The sequence below is a fragment of the Herbaspirillum sp. GW103 genome, assembly GCF_000261365.1.
Lineage (GTDB): Bacteria > Pseudomonadota > Gammaproteobacteria > Burkholderiales > Burkholderiaceae_D > Herbaspirillum.
The window spans coordinates 151,466-170,100 of sequence record NZ_AJVC01000002.1 but is presented as its reverse complement, the minus strand read 5'-3'; the positions used below and the strand labels follow the sequence as shown (position 1 = coordinate 170,100).

Below are 18,635 nucleotides of genomic sequence, written 5' to 3'. Positions count from 1 at the left end.
CAATGTCTGACAATTTGGCAAACCTGCGCGCCAGCGCATATCGCATCCGCCGCAATGCCGTGCGCATGGGCGAGGTCCAGGGGCAGGGCTACATCGGCCAGGCACTGGGCTGGGCCGATGTGCTGGCCGTGGCTTACAAACACGCCATGCAGTTGCGTCCGGACGACCCGCAATGGAGCGGCCGCGACCGCTTCCTGCTCTCGCACGGGCACTACGCCATCGCGCTGTATGCGGCCCTGATCGAAGCCGGCATCGTCCCCGACGACGAGCTGGAATCCTACGGCAGCGACGACAGCCGCCTGCCCATGTCGGGCATGGCGACCTATACGCCGGGAATGGAAATCTCCGGCGGCTCGCTGGGCCAGGGCCTGGCCATCGGCGTGGGCATGGCACTGGGCCTGCGCTACAACAACAATTCGGCCTTCGTCTACAACTCCATGTCCGATGGCGAACTGGACGAGGGCTCGACCTGGGAAGCGGCCATGGGTGCGGCGCATCACCAGCTGGGCAATCTCATCTGCCTGGTCGACATCAACAACCAGCAGGCTGATGGTCCTTCCAGCAAGGTGATGGGTTTTGAGCCGCTGGCCGCCAAGTGGGCGTCATTCGGTTGGTACGTGCAACGGGTCGATGGCAATGACCTGGCGGCCGTGGTGCAGGCCTTCGACAATGCGCGCAACCTGAAGGACGCCAAGCCGCGCGTGATCCTGTTCGATACCCTGATGGGCAAGGGTGTGCCCTTCCTGGAGCAGCGCGAGAAGAACCACTTCATCCGCGTGGATCCGCCCGAATGGCAGCAGGCGCTGTCCATTCTCGACCAGACTTATCAACAAGGAAGCCAAGCATGAACACTGTCGCAGAGAAGAAACCGCGCCTGACCACGTCGGCCATGATCGCCTCCATCGCCGCCGAGGGGCAGCGCGTGCAGGCGGCGCCGTTCGGCAAGGCCCTGGTCGAGTATGCCGCCGACCGTCCCGAGATCGTCGGTCTCACCGCCGATCTGGCCAAATACACCGACCTGCACCTGTTCCAGAAGGCCTATCCCGAGCGCTTCTTCCAGATGGGCATGGCCGAACAGTTGTTGATGGCCGCGGCCGGCGGCATGGCCAAGGAAGGGCTGGTGCCCTTCGCCACCACCTATGCGGTCTTCGCCACGCGTCGTGCGTATGACTTCATCCACCAGGTCATCGCCGAAGAAAACCTGAACGTGAAGATCTGCTGCGCACTGCCCGGCCTGACCACCGGTTACGGCCCCAGCCACCAGGCCACCGAAGACCTGGCGATGATGCGCGCCATTCCCGGCCTGACCATCGTCGACCCCTGCGATGCGCTGGACCTGGAACAGGCCGTGCCGCAGATCGCGGCGCACCAGGGGCCGGTCTACATGCGCCTGGCGCGCGGCAACGTGCCGCTGGTGCTGGATGAATACGACTACCAGTTCGAGCTGGGCAAAGCCAGGGAAATCCGCGACGGCAACGACGTGCTCATCATCTCCAGCGGCTTCATGACCATGCGCGCGCTGGAAGTGGCCAAGGCGCTGGAAGCCGACAACGTCAGCGTGGGCGTGCTGCACTGCCCGACCATCAAGCCCTTTGATGAAGCCACGGTGGTGGAGCAAGTCAGGAGGAAGAACCGCCTGGTGGTGGTGGCCGAAAACCATTCGGTCATCGGCGGACTCGGCGAGATCGTCGCCACCACGCTGATGCGTCATCGCGTTCAGCCCGCAGGTTTCCAGATGGCGGGCTTGCCGGATGCCTTCCTCGATGCGGGGGCGCTGCCGACCTTGCATGACCGGTATGGGATCAGTTGCGAGGTGTTGAGCCGGCGGATCAGGGAGTGGTTGAAGTAAGCAGATGCTCGAGGTAGTGATGAATCAGTTCGGTCAGTCCAACGGGCAAGCGGACTGGTTCATCAGGCGCGCACGTTCGACATCTTCGATTGCGCTAGCCAGTAAATCAGGATCGTTGCTGGCACGTATCTCGCGCAGATACACGTCAATGCTGTCTTCATCAACAAGGAACAAGGCTGCATCAAAAGGCGGTAGCGTTGAGAGTGAAATACGCTTGCTCATGCTGGTCCTTCCAGGCTGACAGTGATCGGAAAGCAACGATGATTGCATGAAAAAAGGAGACCTCGGTCTCCTTTTTTTCATGGCGTATTGCTGAGGCTTACTTCAGGCTCAACACCCACTTCACCAGCTCCTTCGCCTCGGCCTCGGTCACCTGGCCCTTGTTGGCCGGCATCGCGACCGCGCCCCAGACACCGCTACCGCCGTTGAGGACCTTCTGGGTCAGCTTGGCTTCGGCATCCTTCTGGCCGTTGTATTTCTTGGCCACTTCCTTGAAGGCGGGGCCGACGATCTTGGCATCCACCGAATGGCAGGCCATGCAGTTCTTGGACTTGGCCAGTTGCGCATTGGCCAGGGCTTCGGCGGAAATGGCCGAACCGGCCACCAGGGTGGCGATCAACAACAGGTATTTCATGGGGGCTCCTCAGCAAGCGGTGGACGACGGTCACGCCTGCAGCGGCATTCTCCAGGCGCTTCGCAGGCGGGGCTATTCTACCCGGCTTCGCAGCCGGCCCTCTATCTGCTCCGGCGTATATCTGTCATAGATCAAATTCCATGACGGAAAGATCGCCCCGGCCACGGCTTGTCGCCATGATGGGCCGGGGATATCATGGGTGCCCGACTCATTCGGATCTCATATCAGTCCATGTCCGACCATCCCCGCCTGGAATTGCGCCAGCTGCGCTACTTTGCTGCCGTCGCCGAAGAAAAGCACTTCGGTCGCGCCGCAGCCCGGCTGCACATGACCCAGCCGCCGCTGTCGCAGACCATCGCCGCGCTGGAAGAACAACTGGGCACGCCCCTGTTCCAGCGCACCAAGCGCAGCGTGGCCCTCACGCCCGCGGGGGAAGCTCTGCTGCCGGAGGTACAGCGCATTCTGCAACAGGCCGCCGCCCTGCCCGACCTGGCCCGGCGCGCGGCCAGCGGCGCTTCCGGACTTTTATCCCTTTCCTTCATATCGAGCGCGGACTACAGCATCCTGCCCCCGCTCCTGCAGCGCTTTCGCGCCCGCTACCCGCAAGTCCAGATCGAATTGCGCGAAGCCACCACTGATGTCCAGCTGGACGACCTGATGCAGGGCAAGATCGACGCCGGCCTGCTGCTGCCGCCGTTGCCGGAGAAAGCCGCGGCCGTGCTGGATGTGCGCCCGGTGCTCTCGGAGCCGCTGATTGCGGCGCTGCCCGAAGGCGCCATCGGCAAACGCGGCCCGGTGTCGCTCAACAGCCTGCGCGAGTTGCCGCTGATCATCTTCCCGCGGCGCATTGCGCCGGCCTTCCATGACACCATCCTGTCGTGCTTTCGCGATGCGGGCGTGACACCCCATATCGGCCAGGAGGCGATCCAGATGCAGACCATCGTCGGCCTGGTCTCGGCTGGCATGGGAATGGCGCTTGTGCCACAATCCGTGTCGAATCTGAAACGCCCTGGCGTGGACTACCGCCGGCTTTCGGATGCGGCACCGGAGATCCAGACCGGCCTGGCCTGGCGCCGTGACAACCCTTCCGGCGTACTGCGCGCGCTGCTGGATCTGCTGGAGATGCCCACCTGATCCCGCCGCACGGGAATCCACCCGGCGAACTTGCGCAGCTTGGCGCGTTCCAACCGCCGTTCCGCCCAACAACAGAAAGATCAAACTCATGCTCGTCCACCCCATGCCCGACCCGATCGCCATCCACATCGGGCCGCTGGCCGTCCACTGGTACGGCCTCATGTATCTGCTGGCCTTCGCTCAATTCATCGCCGTGGGCCGCCTGCGCATCAAGCAACCGCACATCGCCGCCGTCGGCTGGAAGAAGGAGGACCTGGACGACATGCTCTTCTATGGCGTGCTCGGGGTGGTAGTGGGCGGGCGGCTGGGGGAGATCCTGTTCTACAATCCGGCGTATTACTTTGCCCATCCGGCTGACATGATCGCGGTGTGGAAGGGCGGCATGTCCTTCCACGGCGGCTTCCTCGGGGTGCTGCTGGCGATGTACCTGTGGGGACGCAAGCGCGGGCGCAACCTGATGGACATCATGGACTTCATCGCGCCGCTGGTGCCGCTGGGCTACGCGGCCGGTCGCCTGGGCAACTTCATCAATGCCGAACTGCCGGGCCGTCCGGCCGATCCCTCGCTGCCCTGGGCGATGATCTGGCCCAACGTGGACAACATCCCGCGCCATCCTTCGCCGATCTACCAGATGCTGGTCGATGGCATCCTGCTGTTCATCATCCTGTGGATCTTCGCGCGCCATGCCCGTCCGCGCATGGCGGTAGCGGCCATGTTCTCGCTGCTGTATGGCTGCGCGCGCTTCTTCACCGAGTATTTCCGCGTGCCGGATTATGAGGTGCATTTCGGTGGCATCACCATCTCGGCGGGGCAGATGCTGTCGGTGCCGATGATCGTGCTGGGGATCATTCTGCTGGTCCTGGCTTACAGGCTCAAGCAGCAAGCGCAGCCGCCTTTGGTGCCGGCAGCGGTCGCCAAGGAATGAAAAGTAAAAGCAGGTAAAGAAAAAGGGCGGGCAGCGAATCAATCGCGCCCGCCCTTTTTCCTGGTTCATCACCATGCAGCCACCATCCTGAACAATCCAATGAAACGACTCATCATCATCACGACAAGCGTGCTCCTGATCGGCCTGAGCACCCTGCTGGGCATCGTACTGACCGGTCTGCTCGATGACATCCAGAAGAGCGACGTCGGCATCGTACTCGGCTCCAAGATCATGCCCGACGGCACACCTTCTGACCGCCTTCGCGCAAGACTGGACAAGACCGCCGAACTGTATCGGCAAGGCATGTTCCCGCGCATCATCGTCAGCGGAGGCACAGGCAAGGAAGGCTTCAGCGAGGCGCAAGTCATGGCCACCTACCTGAGCGAAGTACAATCCGTTCCCCGTTCGGCCATCCTCCTGGATGAGCAGGGCAACACGACCATGGCAACGGCGGTCAACAGCGCAGCGATCATGCAGGCCCATGATTTCCGCAGCGCCCTGGTCGTCACGCAGTTCTTCCATATCCCGCGCAGTCGTTACGCGCTGCACCGCGTCGGCATCGATACCGTTCATTCGGCGCATGCCAACTACTTTGAAGCCCGTGATTTCTATTCCCTCGCACGCGAAATGATCGCACTACCAGCCTACTGGCTGGGCAGCAGACAATGACCAAAACAAAAGCCCCGGCTGCAAACCGAGGCTTTTCTGATTCGATCAGACGGCTGGATAAGCCCGCCACCGTCTTCTCTCAAGGCTGTGGAAAACTCAAGCCTTCTTCAACGCAGCAGCCGCCTTGGCGATCTCGGTGATCTTGTCCCAGTCACCGGCCTCGATGGCGGCCTTCGGGGTCAGCCACGAACCGCCCACGCAGACCACGTTCTTGCAGGCCAGGAACTGCGGTGCGGTCTCTTGCGTGATACCGCCCGTGGGACAGAAAGACACGTCCGACAAGGGACCGGCGATACCGTTGAGCATGCCCACGCCACCGGCCGGCACGGCCGGGAACAGCTTCAGTTGGCGGAAGCCCGCTTCGCGCGCCGCCATCACTTCGGAAGGCGTCATCACACCCGGCAGCAGCGGCAGGCCACTGCGCCTGGCCGCTTCGATCAGTGCGGGCGTCAGGCCGGGCGAGACACCAAAGACCGCGCCCGCATCGCGCGAGGCCGTGAACTCTTCGGGCGAAGTCAACGTACCGACACCGACGATGGCGTCGGGCACCGACTCGGCAATGGCGCGAATGGCCGGCAGGCCGTTTTCGGTGCGCAGGGTGATTTCCAGCACGCGGATGCCGCCCGCGACCAGGGCGCGCGCCAGCGGCACGGCGTGTTCGAACTTGTCGATGGCGATCACCGGGATGACCGGCGAGGTGCGCATGATTTCCAGTGTGGTCTTCATACCGTGACTTTCTCTTTCTCAAAAATCGGCGGCAGGCCGAAGGTGGCGCCGCCCTCTTCTGCGGTTCCCACCGCGTTGCGGAACAGGCTGAACAATTCGCGGCCCATGCCGTGCTGATTTCCCGACAGGTCGCTGCTGTCCTGGCCACGTGCTTCCCACTCGGCCGCATCCACCTTGGCTTGCAGGGTACCCGCATCGGCATCCAGACGGATGAGGTCACCGGTACGCACACGGCCCAGCGGGCCACCGCCCAGCACTTCAGGGGTGACGTGGATCGCCGCCGGTACTTTACCCGATGCGCCCGACATGCGGCCATCAGTGACCAGCGCCACGTGACGCCCCTTGTCCTGCAGGATGCCCAGTGCCGGCGTCAGCGAATGCAACTCGGGCATGCCGTTGGCGCGCGGTCCCTGGAAGGTGATGACGGCCACGAAATCACGGTCCAGCTCGCCCGCCTTGAAGGCGGCCATGAAGGCTTCCTGCGAGTGGAACACCACGGCCGGCGCTTCCACCACACGATGCTCGGGCTTGACTGCCGAAATCTTGATGACCGCACGGCCGAGGTTGCCCTGCAGCAGCTTGAGCCCACCATCCGCAGCAAACGGCTTGGCCACCGTGCCCAGCACGCCTTCGTCGCCACTCTTGGCCGGTGCATCATGCCAGGTGACGATGCCGGGACGGCCATTCTCACCCTCGGCCGCCAGCATCGGTTCCTTGCAATGCTGACGCAGCCCCTGGCCGAGGATGGTGGTGACGTCGTCGTGCATCAGCCCGGCGTCGATCAGTTCACGCAGTACGAAGCCGGTGCCACCGGCCGCATGGAAGTGGTTCACGTCGGCGGTGCCATTGGGATAGATCTTGGTGATCAGCGGCACCACTGCAGAAAGCTTGTCGAAGTCATCCCAGTCGATCACGATGCCGGCCGCCTTGGCGATGGCCACCAGGTGCAGGGTGTGGTTGGTGGAGCCACCCGTGGCATGCAGCGCGACGATGGCGTTGACGATGGCCTTCTCGTCGATCATGCGGCCCACCGGCGTGTATTGCGAACCAAGATCGGTGATCTTGGCGGCCTGCTTGGCGGCCGCCGCAGTGAGCGCATCGCGCAGTGGCGTATTCGGCGTAATGAAAGCGGCGCCCGGCAGGTGCAGGCCCATGGCTTCCATCAACATCTGGTTGCTGTTGGCGGTGCCGTAGAAGGTGCAGGTACCGGCACCGTGGTAGGACTTGGATTCGGCTTCCAGCAACTCGGCGCGACCAATCTTGCCGGCCGTGTAGAGCTGGCGGATCTTGACCTTGTCGCTGTTGCTCATGCCGCTGGTCATCGGACCGGCAGGCACGAACACGGCAGGGAGATGGCCGAAGTGCAACGCACCGATCAGCAGGCCCGGCACGATCTTGTCGCACACGCCAAGATACAACGCGGCATCAAACATGTTGTGCGACAGCGCGATGGCAGTGGCCATGGCAATGGCGTCGCGCGAGAACAGCGACAGTTCCATGCCGCTCTGGCCCTGGGTCACACCATCGCACATGGCCGGAGTGCCGCCGGCGAACTGCGCCACGGCACCGGCTTCACGGGCGGCATCTTTCAGAATCTGGGGGAAACGCTCGAAGGGCTGGTGCGCCGACAGCATGTCGTTATAGGCCGAAACGATGGCCAGCGACGGTGCCTTGTCTTCCTTGAGCTTGAGCTTGTCATTGGCAGGGAAGGCGGCGAAGCCGTGCGCCAGGTTGGTACAGGCCAGCGCGCCGCGCTGTGCGCCCTTGCGGCGAGCCGCTTCCAGGCGTTCGAGATAAGCGGTCCGGTAAGGACGGCTACGTTCGGCGATGCGTTGGGTGACGCTGGCTAAGGTAGCGTGGAGAGGCATTGTCGGTTTCCTGTTAGCGTTAACACTGTAATTTTACTACACAATTTTGGCCGAATGAAATCATACACTTAGAGCACCGCGACAGGCCAGTGCTGCCCGTCTTTTCATTGGTCACCATCATTGCGCTTCAAAACCCGTATCACTTCGGACTTTGACGCTCATCCCGCCGATGCCGTGCAGCAACGTAACGGGGCTGTCATAAACTGTAGTGAAACTACCACTTTGACGGCATTTGATGTATAGTCATCTGCGTTGTCCCGAGAACATGACCGGCACGGCCTCGCTGCTACCCGATCACGACCGCCAACCGACCTCCAACTCATGCACACCACCGCCCTGACCGACACGGCCGCCTTCAAGGCATTGCAAGCACATCACGCCACGGCAGTTCAATGGCATCTGCGCGACCTGTTCGCGCGCCAGCCCGACCGTTTCGAACGCATGCACGTGCGTGCTGCCGGGCTGCTGCTGGATTACTCCAAGAACCGCCTCAACGCCGACACGCTCGGCCTGCTGATGAGCCTGGCCCGTGAACGCGGCGTGGAAGCGCTGCGCGAAGCCATGTTTGGCGGCGCGAAGATCAACTTTACCGAACAACGCGCCGTCCTGCACACGGCCTTGCGCGCACCGGCCGATGACCGCACCGCCCAAGTGGACGGACAGCCGGTGGCGCCGGAGGTTCACACCGTTCTGCAGCACATGCGCGACTTCTCCGAGCGGGTGCGCAGCGGCGCCTGGCGCGGCTATACCGGACGCGAGATCACCGACATCGTCAACATCGGCATCGGCGGCTCCTTCCTCGGTCCGCAGATGGTCTGCACGGCCCTGCGCGAGTATCGCCATGCGCGCCTGACGGCGCACTTCGTGTCCAACGTCGATGGCCATGATCTGGATGAGGTGCTCTCGCGCATCGATCCCGAGACCACGCTCTTCATCGTCGCCTCCAAGACCTTCACCACCCAGGAAACCATGCTCAACGCCAAGTCGGCGCGCGCGTGGTTCTTGCAGCATGGCAAGTCCGAAGATCTGGCCAGGCACTTCGTGGCCGTCTCCACCAATGCCGGGGAAGTCTCGGCCTTCGGCATCGATACCGCGAACATGTTCCCCTTCTGGGACTGGGTCGGCGGCCGCTACTCGGTGTGGTCGGCCATCGGTCTTCCGATCGCGCTGCTGATCGGCTACGACCACTTCGCGCAGTTCCTGGCCGGTGCCCACGCCATGGACCGTCATTTCCGCGAAGCACCGCTGGAATCGAACATGCCCGTGATCCAGGCCTTGATCGGGATCTGGAACCGCAACTTCCTCGACAGCGCCTCGCTCACCATCGCGCCCTATCATCAATGGCTGCGCTTCTTCCCGGCCTACCTGCAGCAACTGGACATGGAGAGCAACGGCAAGCGCATCACCCGTGACGGCACACCGGTCTCGGTGCAAACCTGCCCGGCCATCTGGGGCGATGTGGGTACCAACGGCCAGCACGCCTATTTCCAGCTGCTGCACCAGGGCACGGACATCACGCCCATCGATTTCATTGCCGTGCTCAAGCCCTCGCACGCCATCGCCGAGCATCAGGAGGCGCTGCTGGCGAACTGCTTCGCGCAGTCCGAAGCCTTCATGCGCGGCAAGGATGCCGACGAAGTACGCGCCGACCTGCAGGCGCAGGGCTTGCCGGAAGCGGAACTCGCGGCGCTGATCCCGCACAAAACCTTTGACGGCAACCGTCCCAGCAACACCCTGCTGCTGCCCGAACTGAGCCCGCATGCGCTGGGCGCGATGATTGCGCTGTACGAACACAAGACCTTCGTGCAGGGCGCGATCTGGGGCATCAACAGTTTCGACCAGTGGGGCGTGGAACTGGGCAAGGTCCTGGCCAAAACCATCCTGGCCGAACTGAAGTCCGACGCCGCACCGGATGCCGCGCAGCACGACGCCTCCACCAGCGCCCTGATCGCCCTGGCGCGCCAGGCCCGCGACACCAGCCGCGCTGCGCAGCAAGGCTAGCAACCACGTAGCGCCGATCCGCTACTTCACGCACAAGAGACAACACACATCATGGCTACTTCTGATTTCGATCTGGTTTTATTCGGCGGCACCGGCGACCTGTCGATGCGCAAGCTGCTGCCGGCACTCTACGCCCGCGATCGCGCCCGCGACCTGCCGGCAGATGCGCGCATCATCTGCCTGGGCCGCGACGACAAATCGCGCGAGGATTTCCTCAAGCTGGTGGAAAAGGATTCCAAACCCCACGTACCGGCCGCCAACATGGACGCCACCGTCTGGGAACGTTTCACCGGTCGCCTCCAATACGCCTCGGTCAACGCCAGGGAAGCCGACAGCTTCAGCCACCTCAAGGAGGCCCTGCGCGAGGTCGACGGCCTGGCCCGCGTGTTCTACCTGGCCACGCCGCCCAGCCTCTTCGCCTCCATCTGCGAGAACCTGTCCAAGGCCGGACTGGTCACACCGACCTCGCGCGTGGTGCTGGAAAAACCGCTGGGCCGCGACCTGGAAAGCGCCCGCAACATCAACGCGCAGGTGGGCCGCTTCTTCCAGGAATCGCAGATCTTCCGTATCGACCACTACCTCGGCAAGGAGGCGGTGCAGAACCTGCTGGCGCTGCGCTTCGGCAACGTGCTGTTCGAGCCGCTGTGGCGCCGCGAATGGATTTCCGATGTGCAGATCACCATCGCCGAAGAGCTCGGCGTGGGTGGCCGCTTCGATTACTACGACACCTCCGGCGCCCTGCGCGACATGCTGCAGAACCACCTGCTGCAACTGCTGTGCATCGTGGCCATGGAGCCGCCCGTCTCCAATTCGGCCGATGCCGTGCGTGACGAAAAACTGAAGGTGCTGCGCTCGCTCAAGCGCTTTACCCCGACCACGCTGGCCATGAACGTGGTGCGCGGCCAGTACCGCGCCGGTCACGTCGATGGCGTGGCCGTCCCCGGCTATCGCAAGGAAGCCGATGCCAATCCCGATTCCCGCACCGAGACCTATGTGGCCGTGAAGGCCGAGATCGATACCTGGCGCTGGGCCGGCGTGCCCTTCTACCTGCGCACCGGCAAGCGCATGGCCGATTCGCTGGCCGAGATCGTGGTGCGCTTCAAGAGCGTGCCGCATTCCATCTTCGCCCACCAGAACGACACGCCCAACTGCCTGGTGATCCGCCTGCAGCCCGACGAGGGCCTGCACATGAACCTGATGGCCAAGCAGCCCGGCGACGGCATGCGTCTGCGCCCGGTGGAACTGGAGCTGGACTTCCGCGAGAAATTCAAGACCCCGCGCATGGATGCCTACGAGCGCCTGCTGCTGGATGTGCTGCGCGGCCATCTCACGCTCTTCATGCGCAGCGACGAACTGGAAGCCGCCTGGGAGTGGGTGGAACCGATCCTGAACTACTGGGACCAGCAGGAAGCCGACCCCGTGCCCTACAACGCCGGCACCTGGGGACCGGCGGCGGCCAGCGCCCTCATCGGTCGCGATGGCCTGCAGTGGCGCGAAGAAGCGCTGCCCGAGGTCTGAGGCCCGGCCCCTAGCGTCATCAGGTCCACGTCATGTCCATGCTGCTCGACTCCATTCGCACCCACATCAACTCCCTCTCCAAGTCGGAGAAGAAGGTGGCCGCGACCATCCTCGCCAATCCGCAACTGGCATTGGCTGAGAACCTGACGGCGCTGGCCAAGAATGCGGAAGTGTCGGAACCGACCGTGATCCGCTTCTGCCGCGCCATCGGTTACGAGGGCTGGCATGATTTCAAGCTCAAGCTGGCGCAGAGTCTGGCGCTGGCCCTGCCGGGCGCGGATGAGACGCTGGCCCAGGATGACCTGGCGGCCGATCTGGTCAACAAGATCTGCAGCCGCTCCATCAATACCCTGCTGGATCTGCGCAACCATTTGAATCCGGACGCCATCCAGCTGGCGCTGGACGTGCTGGCGCGGGCCAACAAGATCGAGTTCTACGGCCAGGGTACGTCCGGCATCGTGGCCAACGATGCCCAGCACAAGTTCTTCCGCTCGGGTGTACCGACGGTGGCCTACTCTGACCCGCACATCCACAGCATCGCTGCCTCGTTGTTGAAAGCCGGTGACTGCGTGGTGGCGATCTCGCAGCGCGGCGGCAATGCCGCCCTGCTGCGCTCGATCCAATTGGCGCGCAAGGGCGGTGCCGACATCATCGTGCTGGGTCCGTCCGGCACTCCCCTGGCCGAACTGGCCACGGTACTGGTGCCCATCGACCTGTCCTTCAACATCGATCCCTATACACCCATCTCGGCGCGCCTGGCGCACCTGGTGGTGATCGACATCCTCGCCGTGGGCCTGGCCCTGCGACGCGGACCGGAATTCCGCAAGAAGATGCAGAACGCCCAGAAGTCCCTGCAGAAATTCGACATGCAGTTCGACTCCTTCTTCCGTTGAGAGGACTGCGACGGATCAAGGATCACTCATTGACCGACAGACAGCGCAGCGCCAATGCGTACAATGCCTTGTCCCCTTCATTCTCTTTAGCAACAGGACTTTCCATGAGCCAGCTTGACCAGTTGAAGCAGTACACCACCATCGTGGCCGATACCGGCGACTTCCAGGCGATGAAAGCCTTCGCCCCGCAGGATGCCACCACCAATCCCTCGCTGATCCTCAAAGCCGTGCAGAAGGCCGAGTACAAGCCGCTGCTGGAGTCGGTCGTCAAGGCCCATGCCGGCAAGAGCACCGATGAGATCATCGACCGCCTGCTGATCGCCTTCGGCCTGGAAATCCTGAAGCTCATCCCGGGGCGCGTCTCCACCGAGACCGATGCGCGCCTGTCCTTCGATACCGCGGGAACGGTGGCCAAGGGCCGCGAGCTGATCCGCCTGTATGAGGAGGCCGGCATCGCCCGCGAGCGCGTGTTGATCAAGATCGCTTCCACCTGGGAAGGCATCCGTGCCGCCGAGATCCTGGAGAAGGATGGCATCCGCTGCAACCTGACCCTGCTGTTCTCGCTGCCGCAAGCCATTGCCTGCGCCGAAGCGCGTGTCCAGCTGATCTCGCCCTTCGTCGGCCGCATCTATGACTGGTACAAGAAGTCCACCGGGCAGGAGTACACCGGCAGCGATGATCCGGGTGTGCAGTCGGTCAAGTCCGTCTACAACTACTACCGCAAGTTCGGCTACGCCACCGAAGTGATGGGCGCGAGCTTCCGCAACACCTCGCAGATCGTGGAACTGGCCGGTTGCGACCTGCTCACCATCAGCCCCGACCTGCTGCAAAAGCTGGCCGACACCGATGGTCCGGTCGAGCGCAAGCTGAGCCAGGAAGCGGCTGATGCCGCCCAGATCGAGCGCATCTCGCTGGACGAAAAAGCCTTCCGCCTGGCCTTGAACGGCGATGCGATGGCTACCGAAAAACTGGCCGAAGGCATCCGCCAGTTCGCCGCCGATGCGGTGAAGCTGGAGCAGATCGTCGACGCATTGCGTTGAGCAAGCCGATACAGGCAGTCGCCTCAAGAGGGCCGACCCGACGGCCCCGATCAAGCGGATGATCAAACCATGGTCGCCGCTTCCCGGGTCAGGCTGGCCGGCCTGCCACGCGCCGGCTGGCACCGGAAGAAACTCACGGTCGTCTGCAACTGCACCGCGCGGCGGTTCAGTTCTTCCGAGGTCACCGCCAGTTCTTCCGAACTGAGCGAATTCTGCTGAATCACTTGCGCCAGCTGGCTGGCCGCCTGGCTGATCTGGCTCACGCCCGCCGACTGATTCTCGGAGGATTGCACGATGTCCTGCACCAGCGCCGAGGTGCGGGCAATGGTGGGCACCATGTCGTTGAGCTGGCGCTCGGCGGAGCAGGCGAGCGTCACGTTGCTGCGGGCGAGCTCGTCGATTTCCTGCGCAGCCCACTGGCTGCGCTCGGCCAGCCGACGCACTTCGGCAGCCACCACCGCAAAACCGGAGCCGTGCTCGCCGGCATGTGCCGCTTCAATGGTCGCGTTCAGGGCCAGCAGGTTGGTCTGGTAGGCGATGTCGTCGATGACCGCAATCTTGCCGGCGATCTGCTGGATCGCGTCCACCATCTGCTTGACGGTATCGGCACAGGCCCGCGCCTCGACCGCGGCGGCAGAGGCGATCTGGTCGGTCAACCGCGCATTCTGCGCGGTACTGAGGATGGATTTGTGGATCAGCTCCAGTGCCGTGCTGGTCTGCTCAACCCCGGAAGCCTGCTCGGTGGAGGCGCGTGACAGGGATTGCGCGGTAGCGCTGACCTCCTCGGCAGTACTGACCAGACCTTCGGCATTGCCGCGCACCTCGCTCACCACCAGGCAGAGACGATCCATCATCTTCTGGATGGCGTGCATCATGCTGTCCCGGTAACGCGTCTTGACCCTGACCTTCTGGACCAGGTCGCCATCGGCGAGCCGCTGCATCACCGTCACCACATCTCCCGGCTCGCCGCCCATCTGCCGCAACAGAGTCCGTCCAAGCAGCCAGCCGGCACCGAGCAGTATCAGCAGCACCCCGCCAGTCAGCAGGGTGACCGTCTCCAGCGCATCGCTGATGATCGCGCGCGCACTGAGCGCACCGGCCTCGCCCAGCGCAACGTTGTAGGAACGGTGGCGCCCGAAAGTCACCTGCACGGCATCGATGGCGGCCCGGAATTCAAGCATGGCCTGAGGCAGCTTGTTCTCGCTGCGGTCTTCATCGGCCACCTTCAGCAAGCGCCGCGCCACCTCATCGAAGGCGACGATGCGGGACTGATCATCGGCCAGCATGGCCGCATCGGTCTCGTCGGTGATATAGGCATCCGCATAGTTCTTGAGATAACGGTTCAGGCGCGCGTGCTGCGCCTCCACTTCCTTGAGGAGCCGGGCGCGGTCGAGCGGCTCGGGATCCACCAGATACTGATAGAGGCGTCCCTGGATGGCATTGAAGGCAGCCTGTGCATCGTCAAGCGTGGTGACGCTGGGCACGGTGTTGAGCTGCGCATAATTGGCGGCGTTGTAGACATTCTCGATCTGACGCAAGCTGACAGCCGCCGTGGCGACCAGCCCCAGCAAAGCCAGCAGGATCAGCACCGACAGGCGCTGACCCACGGTCAGCGTGCGAAATCCTGGCCTGGACATGATTTCCTCCCCCCAGAGGTGTGGCGATGGCGATGTGCCAGAGCGCGCTCCCTCCGAGCTGCACCCTGCCGTTTTGGCAACGAACTTATAGCGCGCGGCCTGGCTTGTCAATCAAGGCCGGTATCCACCATGCAGGAGGCGGAAAAGAAAAATGCCACCGCGCAACACTGCGCGATGGCATTCTCTCTCCACCTGACGGCAACCCCGCGCGCAAGCCGCCGTGCAGGTTCAGTCAAAACTGATCTGCACCTTCATCATGCGCGAACGATCCCCGGCAATCTCGAAGGCCTCCACCGCCTGGGCGATGGGATAAGTCGCCGTGATCAGGGGCTTCACGTCCACCAGCTTGCGATTCATCAGTTCCACGGCCATGGCGAACTCTTCATGGAAGCGGAAGGCACCGCGCCAGTCCAGCTCCTTGCCCACCAGCAGATTGGCCGGGAACTGGATATCGCCACCCAGGCCGACCTGCACAATGATGGCTTGCGGACGCAGCGCTTCGAGCGCGCCCACCAGCGCGCGTTCATTGCCGCTGGCTTCGAAGAGCACATCGAAGCTTCCCTTGTCGGCGGCATAGCCCTTGAGGGCATCGGGCGTCTCGGCCATGTTGATGGCTCGGTCCGCACCCACTTGCAGGGCCGCTTGCAGCGGCATGCTGGCCACGTCGGTGACCACCACTTCCAGCGCACCGGCGCGGCGCGCTGCCACCACCACCAATGCACCGATCGGACCGCAACCGGTCACCAGCACCCGCTTGCCCACCAGCGGACCGGCGCGGCGCACTGCATGTAGCGCCACCGACAGCGGTTCGGCCATGGCGGCCTCGCCATCGCTGACATGATCGGCCACGATGTGGGCCTGCGAACGTTCGATGATGATTTCCTGGCGGAACGCACCCTGCACGTGGGGCGTGCGCATGGCGCTGCCATAGAAGCGCATGTCCAGGCAGTGGTTCTGCTTGCCTTCCTGGCAGTACTTGCACACGCCACACGGACGGCTGGGCGAGATGGCGATGCGGGTGCCCGGTGCAATGTCGGTGATGGCCGAACCGACTTCGGCGATCTGGCCGGAGACTTCATGGCCCAGTACCATCGGTTCCTTGATGCGCACCACGCCAAAACCGCCATGGTGATAGTAGTGCAGGTCCGAGCCGCAGATGCCGCCGGCCTTGACCTTGACCTTCAGCTGTTGCGGCTGCAGGGTGCCGGTCTCCAGGGCCTGGATGCGCAGGTCGTGCGGCGCGTGAATGACGAGTCCTTCTTGCATGGTCTTCTCCGAAATGAGCCAAATGATTTACAAGGTAGCCGTCACGCCACCATCCACATACAGGATGTGACCATTGACGAAGCGCGAGGCGTCGCTGGCCAGGAACACGGCCGCACCCACCAGGTCTTCCACATCGCCCCAGCGGCGCGAGGGCGTGCGCCCCACCAGCCAGTCAGTGAACTTGGCATCGTTGACCAGAGCCATGTTCATCTCGGTCTTGAAATAACCGGGGCCCAGGCCATTGACCTGGATGCCGTACTTGCCCCAGTCGATGGCCATGCCCTTGGTGAACATCTTCACCGCGCCCTTGGTGGCGGTGTAGGGGGCGATGCCGGGACGGCCCAGCTCGCTCTGCACCGAACAGATATTGATGATCTTGCCCGCGCCACGCGGGATCATGTGGCGCGCCACGGCTTGCGCGGCATAGAAGACGCTGTTGAGATTGGTGTTGATGAGGTCGTGCCAGTCCGATTCCTTGAACTCTTCCAGCGGATTGCGGCGCTGGATGCCGGCATTGTTGACCAGGATGCCGATGGCGCCGATTTCGCTTTCGATCTTCTGCACGGCGGCCTTCACATCCTCGGCAGAGGTGGCATCGAAACTGGCTTCATGGATGGTATGGCCCTCGGCACGCAATTGTGCCGCGACGGTCGCCAGCTTGCCGGCATCACGTCCGTTGAGCACGATGGCCGCGCCCGCTTCAGCCATGCCGCGTGCCAGCGCCAGGCCGATACCACCGGAGGAACCGGTGATGAGGGCCAGCTTGCCCTCCAGGGAAAAGCCCTGCAAACCTGCGGGCAATGGGGTGGTCTTGATGGTCATGAGGTGTCTTTCTTCTTGTCGGAAATTTCGTTGTCAAACCCTGCCCTGCCCGTGATGGCGCAAAACAGGACTCAGTGCTGCTTTCCGGTCTCGCGCTGGAAGGCGGCGATGGCGTGATACTCCGCCTCCAGCTTGGCCGGAATGGCTGCAAAGATGGGTTGCAGGCGGCCATAGACCGCCACCGCATCTGCCTCGGGGACGTGCTGATTGGTCGAACCGACCATGCCCGAGATGACCGACAGCGACGGCACCAGGCCCAGCGCCCAGGCACCCAGCACGGCTGCGCCGAGGCAAGACGACTCCACACTCTCCGGCACCACCACCTCGCGGTTGAAGATGTCGGCCATCATCTGGCGCCACAGGGCCGACCGGGCGAAGCCGCCGGTGGCCATCATGCGTTTGGTCGGCCCGACCAGTTCCTCCAGCGCGGGAAGGATGCTGTAGAGATTGAAGATCACCCCTTCCAGCGCCGCGCGGATCATGTGGTGCTTGCCATGATGCAGGGCCAGACCGAAGAAGGAGCCGCGCAGGTCGGCATTCCACAGCGGTGCGCGCTCCCCGGCCATGAAGGGATGGAACAGCAGGCCCTCGGCACCGGGCCGCACCTGCTCGGCGATGCGGGTCAGGGCTTCATAGGGATCGACGCCCTCTTCGCGCGCCGCTGCCGCTTCGGCCGTGGCCAGCTCGTCGCGCACCCAGCGGAAGATGTTGCCGCCATTGTTGACGGGGCCACCGACCACCCAGTGATTTTCAGTCAGGGCATAGCAGAACAGGCGGCCATGCGGATCGGTCAGCGGTTGGTCGATCACCGTGCGCATGGCACCGGAAGTGCCGATGGTCACGGCGACATGGCCGACCTCGATGGCGTTGACGCCCAGGTTGGAGAGCACCCCGTCATTGGCGCCGATGATGAAGGGCGTATCGACCGACAGGCCCAGGCGCCGGGCCATCTCCGGCGACAACGCCGGCAGGCGGTGCGTGGTCGGCACCGGCTTGGGCAACTGCTCGGGCCGCACACCCAGCAGGTCCAGCGCGCCCTTGTCCCAGGCCAGTTCCCGCAGATTGAACATGCCGGTGGCCGAGGCGATGGAATGGTCCACCACCCATTCACCGAAGAGCTGGTACAGCAGGTATTCCTTGATGCCGACGAAGCGCGCCGCCTTGTGGAAAATCTCCGGCTTTTCATGGCGCAGCCACATCAGCTTGCACAGCGGTGACATCGGGTGAATCGGTGTGCCGGTACGGCGATAGATGGCATTGCCGTCATGCTCGTGCTTGATGCGTTCGGCCCAGACCGAGGCGCGGATATCGCCCCAGGTGATGCTGTTGGAGAGCAGGCGATCCTCCGCATCCAGCGCAATGACGCTGTGCATGGCCGCGCTGAAGCACAGCAGCGCGATGTCTCCGGGCGCCACCCCGGCGGCCTTGACGGCCCCGGCGATGGAGGCCAGCGCAGCGGCCACGATCTGGTCCGGGTCCTGTTCCGCCATGCCCGGTTCGGTACAGAGGACCGGATAGTGTTCTGCATGCTGGGCCACCACCTTGCCATCAAGCGTGAAGACCACGGTCTTGGTGCTGGTGGTGCCGATATCGACGCCGAGCATGGTGGGTGCGGAAGAGGACATGTGAATTTTCCTTATGGGACAAAGCAAG

Annotated in this window: 17 protein-coding genes; 9 read left to right on the top strand and 8 right to left on the bottom strand. The window is 63.5% G+C overall.

The annotated features are described in order from the left end of the window. The first annotated feature begins 2 nt into the window (after window positions 1-2). Window positions 3-848 carry a transketolase gene (locus tag GWL_RS02275; RefSeq protein ID WP_008326231.1) on the top strand — a complete coding sequence of 282 codons (846 nt, stop codon included), beginning with the start codon at window positions 3-5 and terminating at the stop codon, window positions 846-848. Continuing rightward, window positions 845-1,849, top strand: coding sequence for a transketolase family protein (locus GWL_RS02270; protein WP_008326230.1), 1,005 nt, complete (start codon window positions 845-847; stop codon window positions 1,847-1,849). Before GWL_RS02275 ends, GWL_RS02270 begins: the two co-directional genes overlap by 4 nt. A gap of 33 nt (window positions 1,850-1,882) precedes the next feature. Here the strand turns inward: GWL_RS02270 and GWL_RS02265 are convergent, their stop codons facing one another. Beyond that, entirely contained in the window at window positions 1,883-2,071 is a 189-nt protein-coding gene (locus GWL_RS02265; RefSeq protein ID WP_008326229.1) for a hypothetical protein, read from the bottom strand. Window positions 2,072-2,168: 97 nt separating this feature from the next. Further along, window positions 2,169-2,483: a c-type cytochrome gene (locus GWL_RS02260; RefSeq protein WP_008326217.1), complete on the bottom strand. Its 315-nt coding sequence runs from the start codon at window positions 2,481-2,483 to the stop codon at window positions 2,169-2,171. A 231-nt stretch (window positions 2,484-2,714) separates the two neighbouring features. Between GWL_RS02260 and GWL_RS02255 the strand changes: the two genes are divergently transcribed. The 3 genes from GWL_RS02255 (at window position 2,715) to GWL_RS02245 (ending at window position 5,211) form a co-directional block, all read left to right on the top strand. Continuing rightward, entirely contained in the window at window positions 2,715-3,617 is a 903-nt protein-coding gene (locus GWL_RS02255; protein ID WP_008326216.1) for a LysR family transcriptional regulator, read from the top strand. An 88-nt stretch (window positions 3,618-3,705) separates the two neighbouring features. After that, window positions 3,706-4,542 (top strand): prolipoprotein diacylglyceryl transferase, encoded by an 837-nt coding sequence (gene lgt / locus GWL_RS02250; protein ID WP_008326215.1) that lies wholly within the window; start codon window positions 3,706-3,708, stop codon window positions 4,540-4,542. A gap of 99 nt (window positions 4,543-4,641) precedes the next feature. Further along, complete coding sequence (locus GWL_RS02245; protein WP_008326214.1) at window positions 4,642-5,211, top strand: YdcF family protein; 570 nt, start codon at window positions 4,642-4,644, stop codon at window positions 5,209-5,211. A 96-nt stretch (window positions 5,212-5,307) separates the two neighbouring features. Here the strand turns inward: GWL_RS02245 and GWL_RS02240 are convergent, their stop codons facing one another. Then, on the bottom strand, window positions 5,308-5,937 hold the full coding sequence (locus tag GWL_RS02240) for a bifunctional 4-hydroxy-2-oxoglutarate aldolase/2-dehydro-3-deoxy-phosphogluconate aldolase (protein ID WP_008326213.1): 630 nt from the start codon (window positions 5,935-5,937) through the stop codon (window positions 5,308-5,310). Then, complete coding sequence (gene edd, locus GWL_RS02235) at window positions 5,934-7,805, bottom strand: phosphogluconate dehydratase (protein ID WP_008326212.1); 1,872 nt, start codon at window positions 7,803-7,805, stop codon at window positions 5,934-5,936. Before edd ends, GWL_RS02240 begins: the two co-directional genes overlap by 4 nt. A gap of 321 nt (window positions 7,806-8,126) precedes the next feature. Between edd and pgi the strand changes: the two genes are divergently transcribed. The 4 genes from pgi to tal all read left to right on the top strand — a co-directional run bounded on the left by pgi (window position 8,127) and on the right by tal (window position 13,257). Continuing rightward, complete coding sequence (gene pgi, locus GWL_RS02230; RefSeq protein ID WP_008326211.1) at window positions 8,127-9,806, top strand: glucose-6-phosphate isomerase; 1,680 nt, start codon at window positions 8,127-8,129, stop codon at window positions 9,804-9,806. A gap of 51 nt (window positions 9,807-9,857) precedes the next feature. Then, entirely contained in the window at window positions 9,858-11,324 is a 1,467-nt protein-coding gene (gene zwf / locus GWL_RS02225) for a glucose-6-phosphate dehydrogenase (RefSeq protein ID WP_008326210.1), read from the top strand. 38 nt (window positions 11,325-11,362) lie between these two features. Further along, window positions 11,363-12,217 carry an SIS domain-containing protein gene (locus GWL_RS02220; protein ID WP_034310514.1) on the top strand — a complete coding sequence of 285 codons (855 nt, stop codon included), beginning with the start codon at window positions 11,363-11,365 and terminating at the stop codon, window positions 12,215-12,217. 104 nt (window positions 12,218-12,321) lie between these two features. Then, window positions 12,322-13,257 (top strand): transaldolase, encoded by a 936-nt coding sequence (gene tal / locus GWL_RS02215; protein ID WP_008326209.1) that lies wholly within the window; start codon window positions 12,322-12,324, stop codon window positions 13,255-13,257. Between the two features lie 62 nt (window positions 13,258-13,319). Here the strand turns inward: tal and GWL_RS02210 are convergent, their stop codons facing one another. From GWL_RS02210 to gntK, 4 genes are all read right to left on the bottom strand, one after another. Then, the gene (locus GWL_RS02210; protein ID WP_008326208.1) at window positions 13,320-14,894 is read right to left on the bottom strand and encodes a methyl-accepting chemotaxis protein; all 1,575 of its coding nucleotides are present in this window, start codon (window positions 14,892-14,894) and stop codon (window positions 13,320-13,322) included. A gap of 228 nt (window positions 14,895-15,122) precedes the next feature. Next, window positions 15,123-16,160, bottom strand: a complete 1,038-nt coding sequence (locus tag GWL_RS02205; protein WP_008326207.1) for an L-idonate 5-dehydrogenase — start codon at window positions 16,158-16,160, stop codon at window positions 15,123-15,125. Window positions 16,161-16,187: 27 nt separating this feature from the next. Continuing rightward, window positions 16,188-16,982: an SDR family NAD(P)-dependent oxidoreductase gene (locus GWL_RS02200; protein WP_008326205.1), complete on the bottom strand. Its 795-nt coding sequence runs from the start codon at window positions 16,980-16,982 to the stop codon at window positions 16,188-16,190. A gap of 71 nt (window positions 16,983-17,053) precedes the next feature. Continuing rightward, window positions 17,054-18,607: a gluconokinase gene (gene gntK, locus GWL_RS02195; RefSeq protein WP_008326203.1), complete on the bottom strand. Its 1,554-nt coding sequence runs from the start codon at window positions 18,605-18,607 to the stop codon at window positions 17,054-17,056. Window positions 18,608-18,635 lie beyond the last annotated feature (28 nt).

Bases quoted from the DNA above. Each gene is read 5' to 3' on its own strand.
- GWL_RS02275 (WP_008326231.1), top strand. From the start codon at position 3: ATGTCTGACAATTTGGCAAACCTGCGCGCCAGCGCATATCGCATCCGC.
- GWL_RS02270 (WP_008326230.1), top strand. From the start codon at position 845: ATGAACACTGTCGCAGAGAAGAAACCGCGCCTGACCACGTCGGCCATG.
- GWL_RS02265 (WP_008326229.1), bottom strand. From the start codon at position 2,071: ATGAGCAAGCGTATTTCACTCTCAACGCTACCGCCTTTTGATGCAGCC.
- GWL_RS02260 (WP_008326217.1), bottom strand. From the start codon at position 2,483: ATGAAATACCTGTTGTTGATCGCCACCCTGGTGGCCGGTTCGGCCATT.
- GWL_RS02255 (WP_008326216.1), top strand. From the start codon at position 2,715: ATGTCCGACCATCCCCGCCTGGAATTGCGCCAGCTGCGCTACTTTGCT.
- lgt (WP_008326215.1), top strand. From the start codon at position 3,706: ATGCTCGTCCACCCCATGCCCGACCCGATCGCCATCCACATCGGGCCG.
- GWL_RS02245 (WP_008326214.1), top strand. From the start codon at position 4,642: ATGAAACGACTCATCATCATCACGACAAGCGTGCTCCTGATCGGCCTG.
- GWL_RS02240 (WP_008326213.1), bottom strand. From the start codon at position 5,937: ATGAAGACCACACTGGAAATCATGCGCACCTCGCCGGTCATCCCGGTG.
- edd (WP_008326212.1), bottom strand. From the start codon at position 7,805: ATGCCTCTCCACGCTACCTTAGCCAGCGTCACCCAACGCATCGCCGAA.
- pgi (WP_008326211.1), top strand. From the start codon at position 8,127: ATGCACACCACCGCCCTGACCGACACGGCCGCCTTCAAGGCATTGCAA.
- zwf (WP_008326210.1), top strand. From the start codon at position 9,858: ATGGCTACTTCTGATTTCGATCTGGTTTTATTCGGCGGCACCGGCGAC.
- GWL_RS02220 (WP_034310514.1), top strand. From the start codon at position 11,363: ATGCTGCTCGACTCCATTCGCACCCACATCAACTCCCTCTCCAAGTCG.
- tal (WP_008326209.1), top strand. From the start codon at position 12,322: ATGAGCCAGCTTGACCAGTTGAAGCAGTACACCACCATCGTGGCCGAT.
- GWL_RS02210 (WP_008326208.1), bottom strand. From the start codon at position 14,894: ATGTCCAGGCCAGGATTTCGCACGCTGACCGTGGGTCAGCGCCTGTCG.
- GWL_RS02205 (WP_008326207.1), bottom strand. From the start codon at position 16,160: ATGCAAGAAGGACTCGTCATTCACGCGCCGCACGACCTGCGCATCCAG.
- GWL_RS02200 (WP_008326205.1), bottom strand. From the start codon at position 16,982: ATGACCATCAAGACCACCCCATTGCCCGCAGGTTTGCAGGGCTTTTCC.
- gntK (WP_008326203.1), bottom strand. From the start codon at position 18,607: ATGTCCTCTTCCGCACCCACCATGCTCGGCGTCGATATCGGCACCACC.